We start from the raw sequence: 14,652 nt of genomic DNA, 5'->3' as shown, positions 1-14,652 counted from the left end.
AAATTGTCACACTCCCAGCGAAATGCGGCCCAAAGCCGCTGCCAACACACCGCCGGATGGACTATGTCGGCGAGGGACAAGCGTTGGCCTACAAGATGATCGCAGAACGCGACAACGAAACGGTCAGGATCGAGCGGGAGAGCACCTTCATCATCATCGCCAAGGCCAAGGTCTGGGCCAGCGAGGGATGGCAGGTGGTGATCACCGACAAGGACGGAAAATCATACCCGCCCGAGGAATTCGACAAGCTGCTCGCGGCGTGAGACTCGTGGTTTGAGCATGATCTCAGCGCAAACGTGTTGCGTTTGTCGCGAGGGAAAACCGCTTCGCACTTTTTCGGATCATGCTTTACCGCTGCGCTGACACCAGCAGCATCATCGGCCGTTCGAGTTCGTCGGCGAGCTCGGGCATGGCCTTGATCTGCTCGCGCGTCGGGGAGAATTCCTCGACACGGCGCAGCGTGAAGCCGGCACCTATCAGCGCATTGAGCGTGGTGCCGATGGTGCGGTGATATTTCAGCACGCCCTTCACATACCAATCGGTCCGCCGTTCGCCTTCGATGAAGTAGCGGTTGACCGGCCAGGTCTTGCGGCCGTCCTGATCCTGTCCCCAGTCAGGATGGGCGGCCGCCATGTAGATCGGGTGCTCGATGGTGAAGACCAGATGCCCGTCCGCGACGAGCGTGCGATACAGCATGCGCGCCAGCCGATCGAAGTCCCTGATGTAATGGAAGGTGAGGGCGCTGTAGGCGAGATCGAACGTGGCCTTCGGCAGCTCCAGCGTTTCGAGGTCAGCGATCTCGTACGTAATCGCCGGATCCTGCGTCATGGCGGTGGCGCGGGCGATCATGTTCTGCGACAGGTCGACGCCGAGCACGTCGGAGGCGCCTTGCTCGCGCATCCAGCGCGCCACCCAGCCGAAGCCGCAGCCGAGATCGACCACGCGCTTGCCCACGACATCAGGCAGCATGGCGCGGATCGCGGGCCATTCGGGCGCGCCGAGCAGCCCACGGACCTGCCGCGGGAGCTGGCTGTAGCCGGCGAAGAAGCCGGGATCGTCATAGATGTTTTGCGCCATGGCACGCCAACTCGGCAAAGGGATGAAGTTCGTCTCTGTAACCGTCGCCGCAGCGCGTGGGAACCGCTGATTGTATCGCGCACGGGAACCAGAGTCGGCATTCGGCGGTTTCTGATGTCAGCGCCGCGGGATGCGCATTCGCCCGTCCGGCGGCGGTCGACAGCCGAGGAGAGCGCCATGATAGCCGAGATGCAAATCCACACCATCGCGCGGCAGATGCTGCTGAAGCACGGCCCGGAGGCGATTGCGCAGGCGGCGCAGAACGCGGTGGCCTGCGAGCGCAAAGGCGAGACCGAAGACGCCCGCGACTGGCGCCATATCGAGGACGCCCTGAAGATGATGCGCGGACCGCATCAGAGCTGATTGCGTCAACCACTATGTCTGATCGAATGAGTCCGGTGCCGTGCGCCGGATCATTCGATTTGCGAACTCCCCGGAGCCGCTTGCCTTCGCCGGAAATTCCGGGAACTCTGTTCGGGCAGCAGACAAATTCTATCTGGGGGAATTCGCCATGACCTTTTCACTCTACGACGCAACCGTTGCCAACTATCTGCAGATCCTCGGCTCCGCCTCGGGCTTTCTCGAGAAGAGCCTCGCGCATTTCAAGGACAACGGCATCGATCCGGCCGAGATCGTCGAGACCCGGCTGTTTCCGGACATGCTGCCGTTCCGCTTTCAGGTCGTCTCGCTCGCGCATCACTCCCGCGGCGCGATGGAGGCGGCGAAGAACGGCGTGTTTGTCCCGCCGTCCGGCAAGCCCGATCTGGATTATGCCGCACTGCAGGCGCTGGTGAAGGACGCGCACAGTGAATTGTCGGCCCTGACGCCGGATGCGGTCAATGCGCTACTCGGGCGCGAAGTGACATTCAAGGTCGGGGATCGGTCGATGCCGTTCACGGCCGTAGGATTCCTGATGTCGTTCTCATTGCCGAACTTCTTCTTTCATTCGACAACGGCCTACGACATCCTGCGCCACAAGGGCGCGCCGCTTGGCAAGCGCGACTTCATCGGCCGCTTGAACCTGAAGAAGTAACCGGTCGCCGCGCGCAGCAAAACCAGGAGCGCGCGGCAACAAGCGCGATCGTCAGAACCTGAGGCTTGCCGACGCTAGCCGATCCTGTGCCACCGCGGCACGGGATCGAGCGGCGTCCTGTAGAGTTCGCGCCGGTCGATGTCGGTGACGCGCACGGCGCAACCGCGCGCCTTGAGCTCCGGCTTGACCTGCGACAGCTCATTGGCGAGCTGATCGGCGCGATCGGAGGCGAGACTGATGTCTTCGAGGATGATCGTTCCTTGATTACGGAACTCGTCCCCCACCACGAGATCGAAGGTGTAGTACGGCATTCCGAAGATCTCCCTTTCGGTTTGCATCACAGGGTAACACTGAGTCGTGCGTTCCCTAAGATGCATGGCGCACAATCGTCGAGCGATCCGCACAAAACGATGTGCAGCGCGTCAGGCACGATGAACGATCAAACACGCGCGGCACGGCGAAGAAGTCTTTGATCCAGCTCACCGCCATGCCGTTAAGATTTGATTAAAACTGTCGGCGCAAGCTTGAGACCAAGTGGATCGCGGCGGAACCGGACTCCGGGAACCGGCAGCTGCAGGAGAAGGCCGGTGGCGTAACGCCCGCCGGCCTTTTCTCGTCTGCGGACGCACTTGGTGCTCCTTGGCGCTCCCTGGCGGCTCCTTGGGCGCTAGTCGCGCAGTACGGCCTGGCGCCTTGCGCGGCATTTCGGGCCGGGCCCGCGCATGTAATACAGCTCGGGGCGATAGGGGTTGACGACGCCGTCGAGCAGCGCGACGCAGCACGCAACAAGGCGGGCGAGGAGGCGGCGCAGGGGCTGCAGGGCGAGTTCCATCGCATTCATGGCACGCCCTCAGTGCAATTCGCCGAGGACGGCGGTGAACGGCAGCTCGAAGATCTCGGTCCCGATGTCGTCGGTGACGTGGACCGCCCAGTTGCGCCAGTCCTCCGCGCTCGGTGTCATGACAAAGCTGCGCGCCAGTTGCTCCGCATGCACCCTTGCTTCCGAAAGGTCCATTGCGACGCCGATGCGATCCAGGATGACGTGCTTGTCGTCGGAGCAGTGAAAGAAAACTGCGGACATCTTCCGATTCCCATGCCGAAGCGATTCTCGCGCGATGGAATAGCAGCGCGCGCGGGCATAGAGAATCCGGATCATCCCCCATCGGTAAACTACGGGGATTTCAGACAATTTGAATCACGCGGCCGTGATGAGCGCGGGCCGTTAGAAGATCGGTTCGCCGATCGCAACCTCGCTGCGCGGGCCAAGCACGATTACCTGGCCGCCGGCGTCCCTGGCGCCGAGGATCAACAGTTCCGAGGTGAAACCGGCGATGTTCTTCGGACCCAGATTGCAGACGCACACCACCAGCGCGCCGACCAGCGCCGCCGGCTCGTAATTCGTGATCTGCGCGCTCGACCACATGATCCGCCCGGCGTCGACATCGACGCCGACCTTGTAGGACGGATTACGGGCGCGCGGAAATGGCTGTACCTCGACGACCTTGCCGATCCTGATGTCAAGGCGGGCGAAGTCGTCATACGTGGCTTGCGGCTTGAGCAGAGACATCAGCGCTCCTGAAATGCGAGGCGGATGCCGAGCGCGATGTAGATCGCGCCGACCACGCGGCCCTGCCACTGCCCGATGCGGCGATTCCGCCGGATCCACGGGCTGATCTGGCCGGCAGCGAGCGCGAGCAGCGAGGTGTAGGCCGCGCTCATCACCACGAAGATCAGGCCCAGCGTCGCGAATTGCGCGACGGCCGAGCCATGACCGGGATGCACGAATTGCGGCAGGAAGGCGAGGAAGAACAGCGCGGTCTTCGGATTGAGCATTTCCGCCCAGATCGCCTGCCGGAACGCGCGCCTCGGATCGACCGGCTGCGCCGTGGGCAGATGCAGGTCGTCATTCTTCTCGAACAGGGCACGGACGCCGAGCACGATCAGGTAAATGACGCCGGCATATTTGACGATCGAGAATGCCAGCGCTGAGGTCATCAGCACGGCCGACAGGCCGAACGTCGCCATCGCGGCGTGGACGAGATCGCCAAGCGCGATGCCGAACCCGGTGGCAACGCCGACACGCGGTCCGCCGGTCACCGAGCGCGCGAGCACCAGCAGCACCGCGGGTCCGGGGATCAGGAACAGGCCGAGCACGACGGCGGCGTAGGTGAGGAGGGTGGTGGTATCGATCATGAAACCTGTCCGGATGTCAGGATGCAGGGATCGCGACCGCCGCGAAACGCGGCTTCGGATCCAGCATCACGCCAGCGCTTTCGACGATGCGCATTTCCTCGGTTCCGCTCTCCGCCGTGCGCACCAGCACGCCGTGGATGCCTGATGCGGCGTGGCTGAGCGCGTCCGGCGTCGCCAGGCCGCGCACGCGCGCGGCAGTGAACAGCCCTGCGAACAGGTCGCCGGTGCCGGACGGGCTGATCGGTACCCGCGGGGTGCGTACCCGCCAGGCGCGAATGCCATCGGATGCAGCGCGCTCGATTGCCAGCGTCTCGATCTCGGCCGCTGGCGTGCCGGCAAGCTCGGCGCTGGTGATGACGATGGTCGCGGGACCTCGCGCCATCAGCGCGCGGGCCCGCGCGACGACGTCATCGATCGTCGTCACGGGCACGCCGCAGAGGAACTCGAACTCGAAATGATTGGGCGTGACGATATCGGCCAGCGGACAGAGCTGGTCGCGCACCAGCGGCGGGATGTCCGGCCGCACGAACATGCCGCGGTCGCGGTCGCCGAGCACCGGATCGCAGCAATAGAGCAGGGCCGGGTTCGCCGCTTTCGCGCGGGCGACGAAGTCGGCGACATCAAAGCCGATATCGGCCGAGCCGAGATAGCCCGACAGGATCATCCGGGCGCTCTCGACCGCGCCGCGCTCCTCGACGCCTTGCAGGAGGTCGGCGACCAGCTGCACGTCGAGCACACGGCCGCGGATGGTCGGATAGCCCGGCCGGTTGCTGAGCAGCGTGGTCGGCACGGCGACGACGTCGATGCCGTGCAGCTGGATCGGAAAGGTGGCGGCGCTGTTGCCAACATGGCCCCAGGCGACCTGTGACTGGATCGAGATGACGGTCATGGTGTGCGCATCATCCGAACAGCGCGGCGTAGATCACGTAGAGCCAGCCCAAGATACCGTGGATGATCGCCCACAGGATCGAATGGTTCTTGGTGTAGGAGATCGCAATCGCCAGCGCCGAGCCGAACCCCACGCCGTATTTCGCACCCTCGACGCGGACGCCGTAATACCGATTGCCGTTCATGGTGATCCTTCCAGCGGGAGGGCGGGAGATTGGCCACAGCGTAACCCGCCGTGTGCCGCCAGTTCAACGGGCCGAACACCGCTGCTAAGATCGAAGTGAGCCTCCCTCCGCACCGTCGTCCCTGCGAAAGCAGGGACCCATAACCACCGGGCTACATTGTTGAAACGCGCTGTGGCCCCAGCGTCGCGAAACAATTGAGATTCGGGGTAATGGGTCCCTGCGTTCCCCAGGACGACGGCGGTTCTCGATTCCACTGCCACACACCACCGCTGTCATCACCCGCGAAAGCGGGTGATCCAGTATTCCAGAGACAGCAGTGCTTGAGCCGAAAGGCCGCGGCGTACTGGATCGCCCGGTCGAGCCGGGCGATGACAGGTGTGGGTCGGACGCAGTTCCGCATTCTCGCGACCTGGTTTTCCAAGCGCCGGTCACGCTCAGATCAACCGAATGTGTCGAACGGAGCGGTAGGACACGAAATTTGGCTGGGTCGCAGTGGAATAATCTGATGGTGCCGTCCGTCATGGTTACAGCGAAAATACTTCAACAGGCCGGCGCGATGGTCCGATCCTGTTGAATCCAACAGGAGAAGCTCGATGACCACGATCAAGTGTGTCGAGGCGGGGCTGGTTGCGCTCGTCATGCTGACGGCATCGGCCATGGCGCGCGAGGTCCACGCGGCGGGCCCATCCGCGCTCGTGAAAGGACATGCCGCGGCCACCGGCCGCTGGGGCGGTGGGCCGCCGCGCATGGCGGCGCCGCGCTTCGGCGAGTTCGAAACGCTGCCGCGCGACCAGCCCGGCGGCGTTTGCGATCACGGCGACAACGCCATGATCTGCTGAGCCGGACGGTGCATGGCGGTGATCTCCGGCAAAAGTTGCGCTAGCTTCGCTGGGTCGTCTCCCTCCAGCCGCGAGCGCCGCCGCCATGCACATCCTCCGTCCCCAGTTTCGCATCGAGGACGACCACGCGCTGGCGTTTGCGGCGGCGCGCGGCTTTGGCGCCATCGTCGCCGCCGATGCGCGCGGCCCGCGGGCGTCCCATGTTCCCTTCGTGATCGTGTGGCGCGACGATCGTGTAATCGTGCAGCTCCATCTGACCGCGAAGAATCCGCTGGTCGAGCTCGCTGACGGCATCAGGCGCTTCCTGCTGATCGTCTCGGGTGACGACGCCTACATCTCGAACGACTGGTACGTCTCGCGCGACAACGTCTCGACCTGGCTCTACGAGGCGGTGCATCTGTCCGGCGTCGCGCATCTGCGCGCGCTCGACGACAACCGCGGCCATGGCGATGCGCTGCTCGCGGTCTCCGAGGCGCGGCTGCCGAAGCAGCCCTGGGACCTCACGCAGATGGAGCCCGGCAAGCGCGAACAGATGCTGGCGTCGATCAGGGTGATCGATCTCGTCGTCGACGAGATCGAAGGGCAATCGAAACTCAACCAGCACAAGAGCGATGCCGACTATGTCGCGCTCGTCAACCGCCTCGCCTGCGCGGAGGAGACGGCAAGCCACAGGCTCGCGGAGAAGATGCGGGCGCTGCGGCCGGAGCTTGCGTATGCGAAGTCGCATCTTGCCGACAATGGCGGATGACGCTTGCGGCTAATTCGCCGCGGCGTTCCTCAGCATCGAAATCGCAAACGTGTTGTTAAGGATTGCGCTGCGCTGATTTGTCCGATTCCGATTCGTTCTTTGCGAACAGAATGGAGTCGAATGAGGAACGGATCGCGACGCGCGGAGCCCGGCGCGCGGGCCAACAAAAACGACATGCAGGCGCTTCGCTCGATCCGTGCAAACGTGTTGTTAAGAATCGCTTTGCGCCGATTCTTCGATTCCGATTCGTTCTCTGCGAACGAAATGGAATCGAACGGAGAACGCGGCGATGGTGCTGCTTTGCGCTCGATCCGGGAAGTCGGCACATGCCGAATGGCCTGAACGGCGCGGCGACATTGCGTAGTGAGCGCAATAATCCCACCATGGCACAACATCGATCGCTCGGATGCCGTCCGTGCACGCACATTGTTAACGCCTGAGTCGCGCCGATTTTCTTGATTCCGATTCGTTCTTCGCGAACAAATTGGAGTCAGACAATGAACGCGGTTGTAGCGCGCAGCACGTTTCTCTGCTCCACTCGGAGCGCACATGAGCGAGCGGATCGATGGCCGGCAAGACAAAGAAAGCGAGCAAGAATGTAAAAAGGCCCGCGGCGCGCCGGACGGTGCTGGCGATCGACATCGGCGGCACGCATGTGAAGGTGATGACCGACAGGGAGCGCATCAAACGCGAATTCGAGTCAGGTCCAACTCTGTCCGCCGTCGAGATGGTGCGGCAGGTCAAGGCGTTGACCCGGGACTGGTCTTATGACGTGATCTCGATCGGCTATCCCGGACCGGTGGTTCACAACCGTCCGCTGGCCGAGCCGCACAATCTCGGCCGCGGCTGGGCCGGATTCGACTTCCACAGCGCGTTCGGCCGGCCGGTGAAGGTCGTCAACGATGCGCTGATGCAGGCGATCGGCAGCTATCAGGGCGGGCGGATGCTGTTTCTCGGCCTCGGCACCGGGCTCGGCTCCGCGATGATCGTGGAGGGCGTGTATGAGCCGATGGAGCTCGGTCATTTGCCCTACCGCAAGGACGCGACATTCGAGGACTATGTCGGCACCGCGGGCCTCGAGCGTCGCGGCCGGAAGAAATGGCGCAAGAGCGTCGACGACGTCATCGCGCGGCTGTCGGCTGCATTGGAGCCCGACTACATCGTGCTCGGCGGCGGCAATGCCGACAAGGTCGACAACCCGCCGCCCAAGGTGAGGTTCGGCGACAACGCCAACGCATTCGAGGGCGGTTTCCGGATGTGGAAGAAGGCAGCGCGCAAGGCGAGCACGCGTCGATGAAATTGGAACTGCCACCAAATTGCCGCGACTGCCGAAGTTTCGTGCTGTTCCCTCGTTGCTGTTCCTGGAACTGATCGGGTCTGCCGCTCGTTTTATGCGGCATGACATCCCGTTCCATGAGGAGTGACTGATGCGAAGATTCATTATTCCCGCCATTGCGGCGTTGGCGATCGGCGCAGCGACGCCGGCGATGGCCTATGATTCCGGCAGCCAGATCTCGATGGAGGCTGCCCTCGACGTCGCGACCAGTATCGGCATCGTGACCGTGTCCAACACCCAATTCCTCGGCGACGAGTGGGAGGTCGAGGGCCGCGACCGGCTCGGCCGCTGGATGCAGGTCGATGTCGACGCGCGAACCGGCGAGGTGCGCAACGTGGATCGCGGCTGGTAGCCCGCGTCTTCACCGCGGCGTGAGATTTCTGGACGGCCGGCGGCGCAGGGCGCACGCCGGCCGTCCGTTATCCAGAACTGCGTGATGCCGTGCTTTGGCAGAATGGCATAAAGCTGGGGTATGCTCGGTCGCATCATTTTCGGGAATCGCCGCCGGCGCGGCGGTCTCGCGAACAGGAGACCGGCCATGACAAAACCGTTTCCGTCCAAAACCCACATCGGCAACCATCTGCTGCATCCGGAAACCCAGATGCTGAACTACGGCTACGATCCGCAATTGTCGGAGGGCGCGGTCAAGCCTCCGGTATTCCTGACCTCGACCTTCGTGTTCCGGACCGCCGAGGACGGCAAGGACTTCTTCGATTTCGTCGCGGGCCGGCGCGAGCCTCCGGAAGGCATGGGGGCGGGGCTGGTCTATTCGCGCTTCAATCATCCGAATAGCGAGATCGTCGAGGACCGGCTTGCGATCTATGAGCGCACCGAGAGCTGTGCGCTGTTTTCCTCCGGCATGTCGGCGATCTCGACCACGGTGCTCGCCTTCGCGCGGCCCGGCGACGTGATCCTGCATTCGCAGCCGCTCTATGGCGGCACCGAGACGCTGTTCACCAAGACGCTGGCGGCGTTCTCGATTGGTGCCGTGGGCTTTGCCGACGGTCTCGACGAAAGCGTCGTGCGCGCCGCCGCCGACGAGGCGATGAAGAAGGGCCGCGTCGCGATGATCTTCATCGAGACGCCGGCCAATCCGACCAACGGCCTGGTCGATATCGCGCTGACCAGGCGCGTCGCCGACGCGATCGGCAAGGCGCAGGGCTTTACCCCGATCATCGCCTGCGACAACACGCTGCTCGGGCCGGTGTTTCAGCGCCCGATCGAGCACGGCGCCGATCTGTCGCTGTACTCGCTGACCAAATATGTCGGCGGCCATTCCGACCTGATCGCGGGCGCGGCACTCGGCTCCAAGAAGCTGATGAAGGACGTCAAGGCGCTGCGCGGTGCGATCGGCACCCAGCTCGATCCGCATTCCTGCTGGATGATCAGCCGTTCGCTGGAGACGCTCAGCCTGCGCATGGAAAAGGCCGACCGCAATGCGCGGATCGTCGCCGACTATCTGCGCGACCATCCCAAGGTAGCGACGGTGCATTATCTCGGGCATCACGATGCGGCCTCGCCGGCGGGGCGTGTGTTCGCCAGCCAGAGCAGCGGCGCCGGTTCGACCTTCTCGTTCGACATCGTCGGCGGGCAAGAGGCCGCGGAAAGATTCCTCAACAGCCTGCAGATCTTCAAGCTCGCGGTGAGCCTCGGTGGCACCGAGTCGCTTGCGAGCCTGCCGGCGACGATGACGCATTCCGGCGTGCCGGCGGATATCAGGAAGAAGATCGGCGTGCTCGATACGACGATCCGGCTGTCGATCGGGATCGAGCATCCATCCGATCTCGTGGCGGACATCGCGCAGGCGTTGAGCAGGGTGTGAGTGAAGGCGTAGGGCAGGAGAAGCGGCATGTTGACGATCACCGCGGTCATCCGCGTCAAGAAGGGCCACGAGGCCACGATGCGGCAGGCATTGCTCGACGTCGTCGCGCATGTCCGGGCCAACGAGCCGTCGACCGTCGGCTATCACGTCTCGCAGGATGCCGCCGACGCTTGCGTGTTCGCGACCTATGAGCGATACGCCGATCAGGCCGCCATGGACCGGCACAACAATTCGCCGGCCGTGGCGCGGTTCTTTGAGGTGGCGAAGCCGATCCTCGATGGCGATGTGATCTTGGTCTCGGCGAGCGAGATCGCGAGCAAGTAGGCGGGCGGTCGGCGGGTGGGCTCGGCGCGTGCTAGGCTTTCTTGACGAATTCGGACTTCAGGTTCATGGCGCCGATGCCGTCGATCTTGCAGGCGATGTTGTGTCCGTCGTTCCCCTCGGTGAGACGGATGTTCCTGACCTTGGTGCCGCCCTTGACGACCGACGACGAGCCCTTGACCTTGAGGTCCTTGATGACGATGACGCTGTCGCCGTCGGTCAGCGGGTTGCCATGCGCATCGCGCACGCCCGCATCCTGCGAGGTCGCGGCAGTTGCAATCGCCTCCGCGCTCCATTCATGGGCGCATTCCGGGCAAACCCAGAGCGCGCCGTCCTGATAGGCATGCTCGGAATTGCATTTCGGGCAGTTCATTGCGGCGTCCATTGCTCGACATCGTCTCCATCGTGACCGGGCGCACCGTAGGGTCGTAGACGGGGAACGCAAGGGAAAACCCGGCGATTCGTCGCGAAAAACGGCAGATCGAATGCAGGGCTGGCGAGTTTGCTGCCGAGCGCAGATGCCGGTGGAACGGTCGGCCCGGCTATCTGTTGCCATTCGTCACTCGGCATTGCAGCCCCACGCCTGCGGGGAGCGGCCCGCAGACGGCTGATCCAAACCATGGACGCGGAAGATGATGCACGGAAACTCGACTCTCGTCAGGCTTCGCACGTCGGTCACCAGCGCCGCCTTCGCGTCGGCACTGCTGGCGATGACAAGTCTCGCCCACGCGCAGCCGGTGCATTCAGGTGCGGACCATGGCGATGCCGGGCCCGGAGGGTTTGCCGACCTCGCAGAGAAGGTCGGGCCGGCCGTGATCGGCGTTGCCGCCAAGGTGGTTGCGGCTGATGATGACGATTCGCCGGACCGGTCGCTTGGGCCGGACGGATCCGATCAGGACATGCCGGGGCAGGTTGTTCCTGGGCCCGGCCGGCGCGGCAACATGCCGAAGCCGACCGAGATGACGTCGATCGGTTCGGGCTTCTTCATCTCCGCGGACGGCTATGCGGTGACCAACAATCACCTGCTGGCGGGCAGCGATACGGCCGATATCCGCACCAGCGACAACAAGGTCTACAAGGCGAAAGTCCTCGGCAAGGACTCCGTCAGCGATCTGGCGCTGCTCAAGGTCGATGGGCGGACCGACTTCACCTATGTCAAACTCGCCGACCAATCGCCGCGCGCCGGCGATTGGGTGCTCGCGGCGGGCAATTCATTCGGTCTCGGAAACACCTTCAACGCCGGCATCGTCTCCGCGCGTGCGCGGGACCTCGAGACGGGTCCGTCGGAGGATTTCGTCCAGATCGATGCGCGGATCAACCGCGGCGATTCCGGCGGGCCGAGCTTCAACGTGAATGGCGAGGTGATCGGTGTGAACAGCATGATCGTCTCGCCATCGGGCGGTTCGGTCGGTGTTGCCTTTGCGATCCCCGCCGATACCGTGAAGATGGTGGTGCCACAGCTGAAGGAGAAGGGCGCGGTGACGCGCGGCTGGATGGGGGCCGAGGTTCAATCAGTCACCCCCGACGTTGCCGAGAGCCTGGGCGCGAACAATCGGCGCGGCGCGGTCGTGGTCGGCGTTCAGAACGGCGGCCCGGCGGCGAAGGCCGGATTGAAACGCGGCGACGTGATCACCTCGGTCAATGACGAGCCGATCAAGAGCGCGAACGAGCTGACGAAGAAGGTCCATGCGGCGGCCCCGGGCACATCGGTCAAGCTGTCGATGGTGCGCGACAATGCACAGAACTCGCTCAACGTGACGGTGGGCAAGCTCGCGCAGTCGCAGGCGCCTGCGGGTCTGCCCAAGTGATCGTCGCTACATATACGGCGTGATCCCGCCGGCCTTCGCGATCAGCTCGAACGAGCGCAGCCGCTTCTGGTGATCGTAGACGTCGGACACGATCATCAATTCGTCGGCGCCGGTCTCCGCGACCAGTGCATCGATGCCGGCGCGCACCGTCTCGGGCGAGCCGATGATGGAGCGCTCCAGCATCCGCATCGCCTGGACCTTCTCCTGCGGCGACCAATAGGTCTCGATGTCGTCGATCGGCGGCTGGCTGAGGCCGCGCGCGCCGCGGAAGATGTTGGTGAACGACATCTGCTGCGTGGTGGCGAGCCGGCGCGCTTCCGCGTCGGTGTCGGCGGCGATGATGTTGACGCCGACCATGGTGTAGGGCTGCGCGAGCTGCTCCGACGGCTTGAAGCGGGCGCGATAGATCTGCAGCGCCTGGTTCAGCAGCTCGGGGGCGAAGTGCGAGGCGAAGGCGTAGGGCAGGCCGAGCTCGCCGGCCAGCATCGCGCCAAAATTGCTCGAGCCGAGAATCCACAGCGGCACGTCGGTGCCTGCGGCCGGCACCGCCTGGATGCGCTGGTTGGGACCGGCTGCGGCGAGGAAGGCCTGCACCTCGAGCACGTCCTGCGGAAAGTTCTCGGCTGATTCAGGCGTGCGGCGGAGCGCGCGCAGCGTCAGTTGATCGGTGCCCGGCGCCCGGCCGAGGCCGAGGTCGATCCGATCGGGAAACAGCCGCGCCAACGTGCCGAACTGCTCGGCGATCACGTAAGGCGCGTGGTTCGGCAGCATGATGCCGCCGGCGCCGACCCGGATGGTGTTGGTGCCCGCCGCGATATGCCCGATCACCACCGACGTCGCGGCGCTGGCGATCCCCGCCATGTTGTGGTGCTCCGCCACCCAGATGCGGCGATAGCCGAGCGCCTCGGCGTGACGGGCGACATCGCGCGCATTGTACAGCGCGCCGCGCGCATCGGTCTCTTCGGTGACGCGGACGAGGTCGAGGATGGAGAGGGCGGCCACGGCGGCTCCGGAACGAGAGGAGGGACATCAAGGACGCAGCCGTATCAGGCTGTGTCCTGGTGAGGCGAAACGGCGGGGAGCAGCCGATTCATGCAGATGCATATGGATACGGTCGACATGCCAGTCAATCCGCCGACCAGAAGCGTAGTTCGGCCCGACCGCTCTATCACCGTCACCCCCGCGCAAAGGCTTTGCCTTTGCGCTGGAGGAGCGCGAAGCGCGTCTCGAAGGGTCGACGGCCCGGCTGGTGCCCGTGCATCCTTCGAGGCTCGCTGCGCTCGCACCTCAGGATGACGGAATTGGCTTTGCACCCTGCCCTACGCTCGCTGAAGCGACGAGCAGCGGTAGTCACCCCAAAATATCGAAAACAACCCCATGCAAAGGAGCAGGCGGCCGCCGGCATCCAAAAAAGCGACTTGACCCGTCGGGCAACTCAGCGATACATTTCCATTATTCCGAAATTGTGCGAGTGCCCGCCTTTCGCCGTCCATCGCCGGCGAAGCGTCGCGTCACGCCCCAGACGATTGCGGCGGTGGCTGCCGTCGCGAGCAGATGCTTCAAGGTGTGTCCGCTGACGAAGCCAAGCGTGTCTGCGATCTGATGGTCGAGCACCTCAGTGACCTTGGCCACGACGTACAGCCCCATCGCGGCGGCGAACGCGATGCGCTCAGTGCGCGGCGCGCGATCGATCGACTGCCAGAGCGGGATCAGGATCAGCGGGAGGACCTGCAGCAGCAGATACGGCCGCAGGTCGCCCGCACCATGGCTGTCGGTATAAACCCACCACGCGACGCTGGCCGCGGCGTAAAGCCCGAGAATGATCGCTTCGATGTTCGCCTTTGATCCGCCCTGGGTGTCGCCGCGGACGCCGACGAGCAGGCCCGCGCCGGCGAGCGCGATCGGCAGCATGTCCCAGGTCAGCCGGTCATTGCCGGGGGCGAGGTGAAAGAACGCGGAGCCGAACGCGGTCAGGAACAGGCCGATCAGGAACAGGCGATAACCCGGCCACCCGGCGCGGAGCTGATCGCCGTCGCGGTGAGGCCAGAGCGTCAGCCAGCCCCAGATCGCGACCAGCGCGAAGCCGATGTTGGAAAGCACGTCGCCTGCATGAGGGATCCCGAACAGGGCCGAGTGGTCGGCGAAATCGTTGTAGTGCGCCGGCTGTGCGACGCGTCCATGCACCGCGAATGCCGCGATGATGCCGACGGTGATGATCGCCGGGGTGACTTTCATCCACGGTTTCACGGGCCGCTCGGACCCGGTCAAACCGTTCATCCGGAAGGTGGTTTGCATCGTCGGCTCCAATGAAAAATGAACATTGTTCAATAATAGACAGAGAAATGAGCAATGTTCAAGTTCTATTTCGTAGGGGCTTTTGACCGTCCTGGACAGGCGAGGCG

The 14,652-nt window shown here is 64.1% G+C and carries 21 protein-coding genes; 10 read left to right on the top strand and 11 right to left on the bottom strand.

What is annotated here, in order from left to right:
• Nucleotides 1-56 precede the first annotated feature (56 nt).
• Nucleotides 57-263 (top strand): hypothetical protein, encoded by a 207-nt coding sequence (locus QMZ05_RS04455; protein WP_353699676.1) that lies wholly within the window; start codon nt 57-59, stop codon nt 261-263.
• An 85-nt stretch (nt 264-348) separates the two neighbouring features.
• On the opposite strand, the gene QMZ05_RS04450 is transcribed toward QMZ05_RS04455, so the two are convergent.
• A complete protein-coding gene (locus QMZ05_RS04450; protein ID WP_353699675.1) occupies nt 349-1,077 on the bottom strand; it encodes a class I SAM-dependent methyltransferase in 729 nt (242 codons plus the stop codon).
• Nucleotides 1,078-1,254: 177 nt separating this feature from the next.
• On the opposite strand from QMZ05_RS04450, the gene QMZ05_RS04445 reads away from it, so the two are divergent.
• Both QMZ05_RS04445 and QMZ05_RS04440 read left to right on the top strand, forming a co-directional pair.
• Nucleotides 1,255-1,440, top strand: a complete 186-nt coding sequence (locus tag QMZ05_RS04445; RefSeq protein WP_128970955.1) for a hypothetical protein — start codon at nt 1,255-1,257, stop codon at nt 1,438-1,440.
• Between the two features lie 148 nt (nt 1,441-1,588).
• Nucleotides 1,589-2,110 carry a DUF1993 domain-containing protein gene (locus QMZ05_RS04440; RefSeq protein WP_353699674.1) on the top strand — a complete coding sequence of 174 codons (522 nt, stop codon included), beginning with the start codon at nt 1,589-1,591 and terminating at the stop codon, nt 2,108-2,110.
• A 74-nt stretch (nt 2,111-2,184) separates the two neighbouring features.
• On the opposite strand, the gene QMZ05_RS04435 is transcribed toward QMZ05_RS04440, so the two are convergent.
• The 7 genes from QMZ05_RS04435 to QMZ05_RS04405 all read right to left on the bottom strand — a co-directional run bounded on the left by QMZ05_RS04435 (nt 2,185) and on the right by QMZ05_RS04405 (nt 5,376).
• Complete coding sequence (locus QMZ05_RS04435) at nt 2,185-2,421, bottom strand: hypothetical protein (protein ID WP_353699673.1); 237 nt, start codon at nt 2,419-2,421, stop codon at nt 2,185-2,187.
• 356 nt (nt 2,422-2,777) lie between these two features.
• The gene (locus tag QMZ05_RS04430; protein WP_353699672.1) at nt 2,778-2,951 is read right to left on the bottom strand and encodes a hypothetical protein; all 174 of its coding nucleotides are present in this window, start codon (nt 2,949-2,951) and stop codon (nt 2,778-2,780) included.
• Between the two features lie 9 nt (nt 2,952-2,960).
• Nucleotides 2,961-3,191, bottom strand: coding sequence for a hypothetical protein (locus tag QMZ05_RS04425; protein WP_050422148.1), 231 nt, complete (start codon nt 3,189-3,191; stop codon nt 2,961-2,963).
• A 141-nt stretch (nt 3,192-3,332) separates the two neighbouring features.
• The gene (locus QMZ05_RS04420) at nt 3,333-3,677 is read right to left on the bottom strand and encodes a tRNA-binding protein (RefSeq protein ID WP_353699671.1); all 345 of its coding nucleotides are present in this window, start codon (nt 3,675-3,677) and stop codon (nt 3,333-3,335) included.
• Nucleotides 3,677-4,303 carry a LysE family translocator gene (locus QMZ05_RS04415; protein ID WP_353699670.1) on the bottom strand — a complete coding sequence of 209 codons (627 nt, stop codon included), beginning with the start codon at nt 4,301-4,303 and terminating at the stop codon, nt 3,677-3,679. The genes QMZ05_RS04420 and QMZ05_RS04415 overlap by 1 nt, the downstream gene beginning before the upstream one ends.
• A gap of 16 nt (nt 4,304-4,319) precedes the next feature.
• Nucleotides 4,320-5,192 (bottom strand): pyridoxal kinase PdxY, encoded by an 873-nt coding sequence (pdxY, locus tag QMZ05_RS04410; RefSeq protein WP_353699669.1) that lies wholly within the window; start codon nt 5,190-5,192, stop codon nt 4,320-4,322.
• A 10-nt stretch (nt 5,193-5,202) separates the two neighbouring features.
• Nucleotides 5,203-5,376, bottom strand: coding sequence for a hypothetical protein (locus QMZ05_RS04405; protein ID WP_016840760.1), 174 nt, complete (start codon nt 5,374-5,376; stop codon nt 5,203-5,205).
• 593 nt (nt 5,377-5,969) lie between these two features.
• Between QMZ05_RS04405 and QMZ05_RS04400 the strand changes: the two genes are divergently transcribed.
• The 6 genes from QMZ05_RS04400 to QMZ05_RS04375 all read left to right on the top strand — a co-directional run bounded on the left by QMZ05_RS04400 (nt 5,970) and on the right by QMZ05_RS04375 (nt 10,445).
• On the top strand, nt 5,970-6,215 hold the full coding sequence (locus QMZ05_RS04400) for a hypothetical protein (RefSeq protein WP_353699668.1): 246 nt from the start codon (nt 5,970-5,972) through the stop codon (nt 6,213-6,215).
• 85 nt (nt 6,216-6,300) lie between these two features.
• Complete coding sequence (locus QMZ05_RS04395; RefSeq protein ID WP_353699667.1) at nt 6,301-6,963, top strand: FMN-binding negative transcriptional regulator; 663 nt, start codon at nt 6,301-6,303, stop codon at nt 6,961-6,963.
• 565 nt (nt 6,964-7,528) lie between these two features.
• Entirely contained in the window at nt 7,529-8,260 is a 732-nt protein-coding gene (locus tag QMZ05_RS04390; RefSeq protein WP_353699666.1) for an ROK family protein, read from the top strand.
• 130 nt (nt 8,261-8,390) lie between these two features.
• Entirely contained in the window at nt 8,391-8,651 is a 261-nt protein-coding gene (locus QMZ05_RS04385) for a PepSY domain-containing protein (RefSeq protein WP_353699665.1), read from the top strand.
• Nucleotides 8,652-8,837: 186 nt separating this feature from the next.
• Nucleotides 8,838-10,121 (top strand): cystathionine gamma-synthase family protein, encoded by a 1,284-nt coding sequence (locus QMZ05_RS04380; protein ID WP_353699664.1) that lies wholly within the window; start codon nt 8,838-8,840, stop codon nt 10,119-10,121.
• Between the two features lie 27 nt (nt 10,122-10,148).
• On the top strand, nt 10,149-10,445 hold the full coding sequence (locus QMZ05_RS04375) for a putative quinol monooxygenase (protein WP_353699663.1): 297 nt from the start codon (nt 10,149-10,151) through the stop codon (nt 10,443-10,445).
• Between the two features lie 31 nt (nt 10,446-10,476).
• Here the strand turns inward: QMZ05_RS04375 and QMZ05_RS04370 are convergent, their stop codons facing one another.
• Complete coding sequence (locus QMZ05_RS04370) at nt 10,477-10,827, bottom strand: zinc ribbon domain-containing protein YjdM (protein ID WP_353699662.1); 351 nt, start codon at nt 10,825-10,827, stop codon at nt 10,477-10,479.
• 247 nt (nt 10,828-11,074) lie between these two features.
• On the opposite strand from QMZ05_RS04370, the gene QMZ05_RS04365 reads away from it, so the two are divergent.
• Complete coding sequence (locus QMZ05_RS04365) at nt 11,075-12,250, top strand: trypsin-like peptidase domain-containing protein (protein WP_353699661.1); 1,176 nt, start codon at nt 11,075-11,077, stop codon at nt 12,248-12,250.
• A gap of 6 nt (nt 12,251-12,256) precedes the next feature.
• On the opposite strand, the gene QMZ05_RS04360 is transcribed toward QMZ05_RS04365, so the two are convergent.
• Together QMZ05_RS04360 and QMZ05_RS04355 are read right to left on the bottom strand one after the other, a co-directional pair.
• Nucleotides 12,257-13,252, bottom strand: coding sequence for an LLM class flavin-dependent oxidoreductase (locus QMZ05_RS04360; RefSeq protein WP_353699660.1), 996 nt, complete (start codon nt 13,250-13,252; stop codon nt 12,257-12,259).
• Between the two features lie 450 nt (nt 13,253-13,702).
• Complete coding sequence (locus tag QMZ05_RS04355) at nt 13,703-14,485, bottom strand: hypothetical protein (RefSeq protein WP_353699659.1); 783 nt, start codon at nt 14,483-14,485, stop codon at nt 13,703-13,705.
• Nucleotides 14,486-14,652 lie beyond the last annotated feature (167 nt).

It is taken from the genome of Bradyrhizobium sp. INPA03-11B, from assembly GCF_040446015.1.
Lineage (GTDB): Bacteria > Pseudomonadota > Alphaproteobacteria > Rhizobiales > Xanthobacteraceae > Bradyrhizobium > Bradyrhizobium macuxiense_A.
Note: the sequence above shows the minus strand (reverse complement) of the source record. Positions and strands in the feature narration are given on the sequence as shown.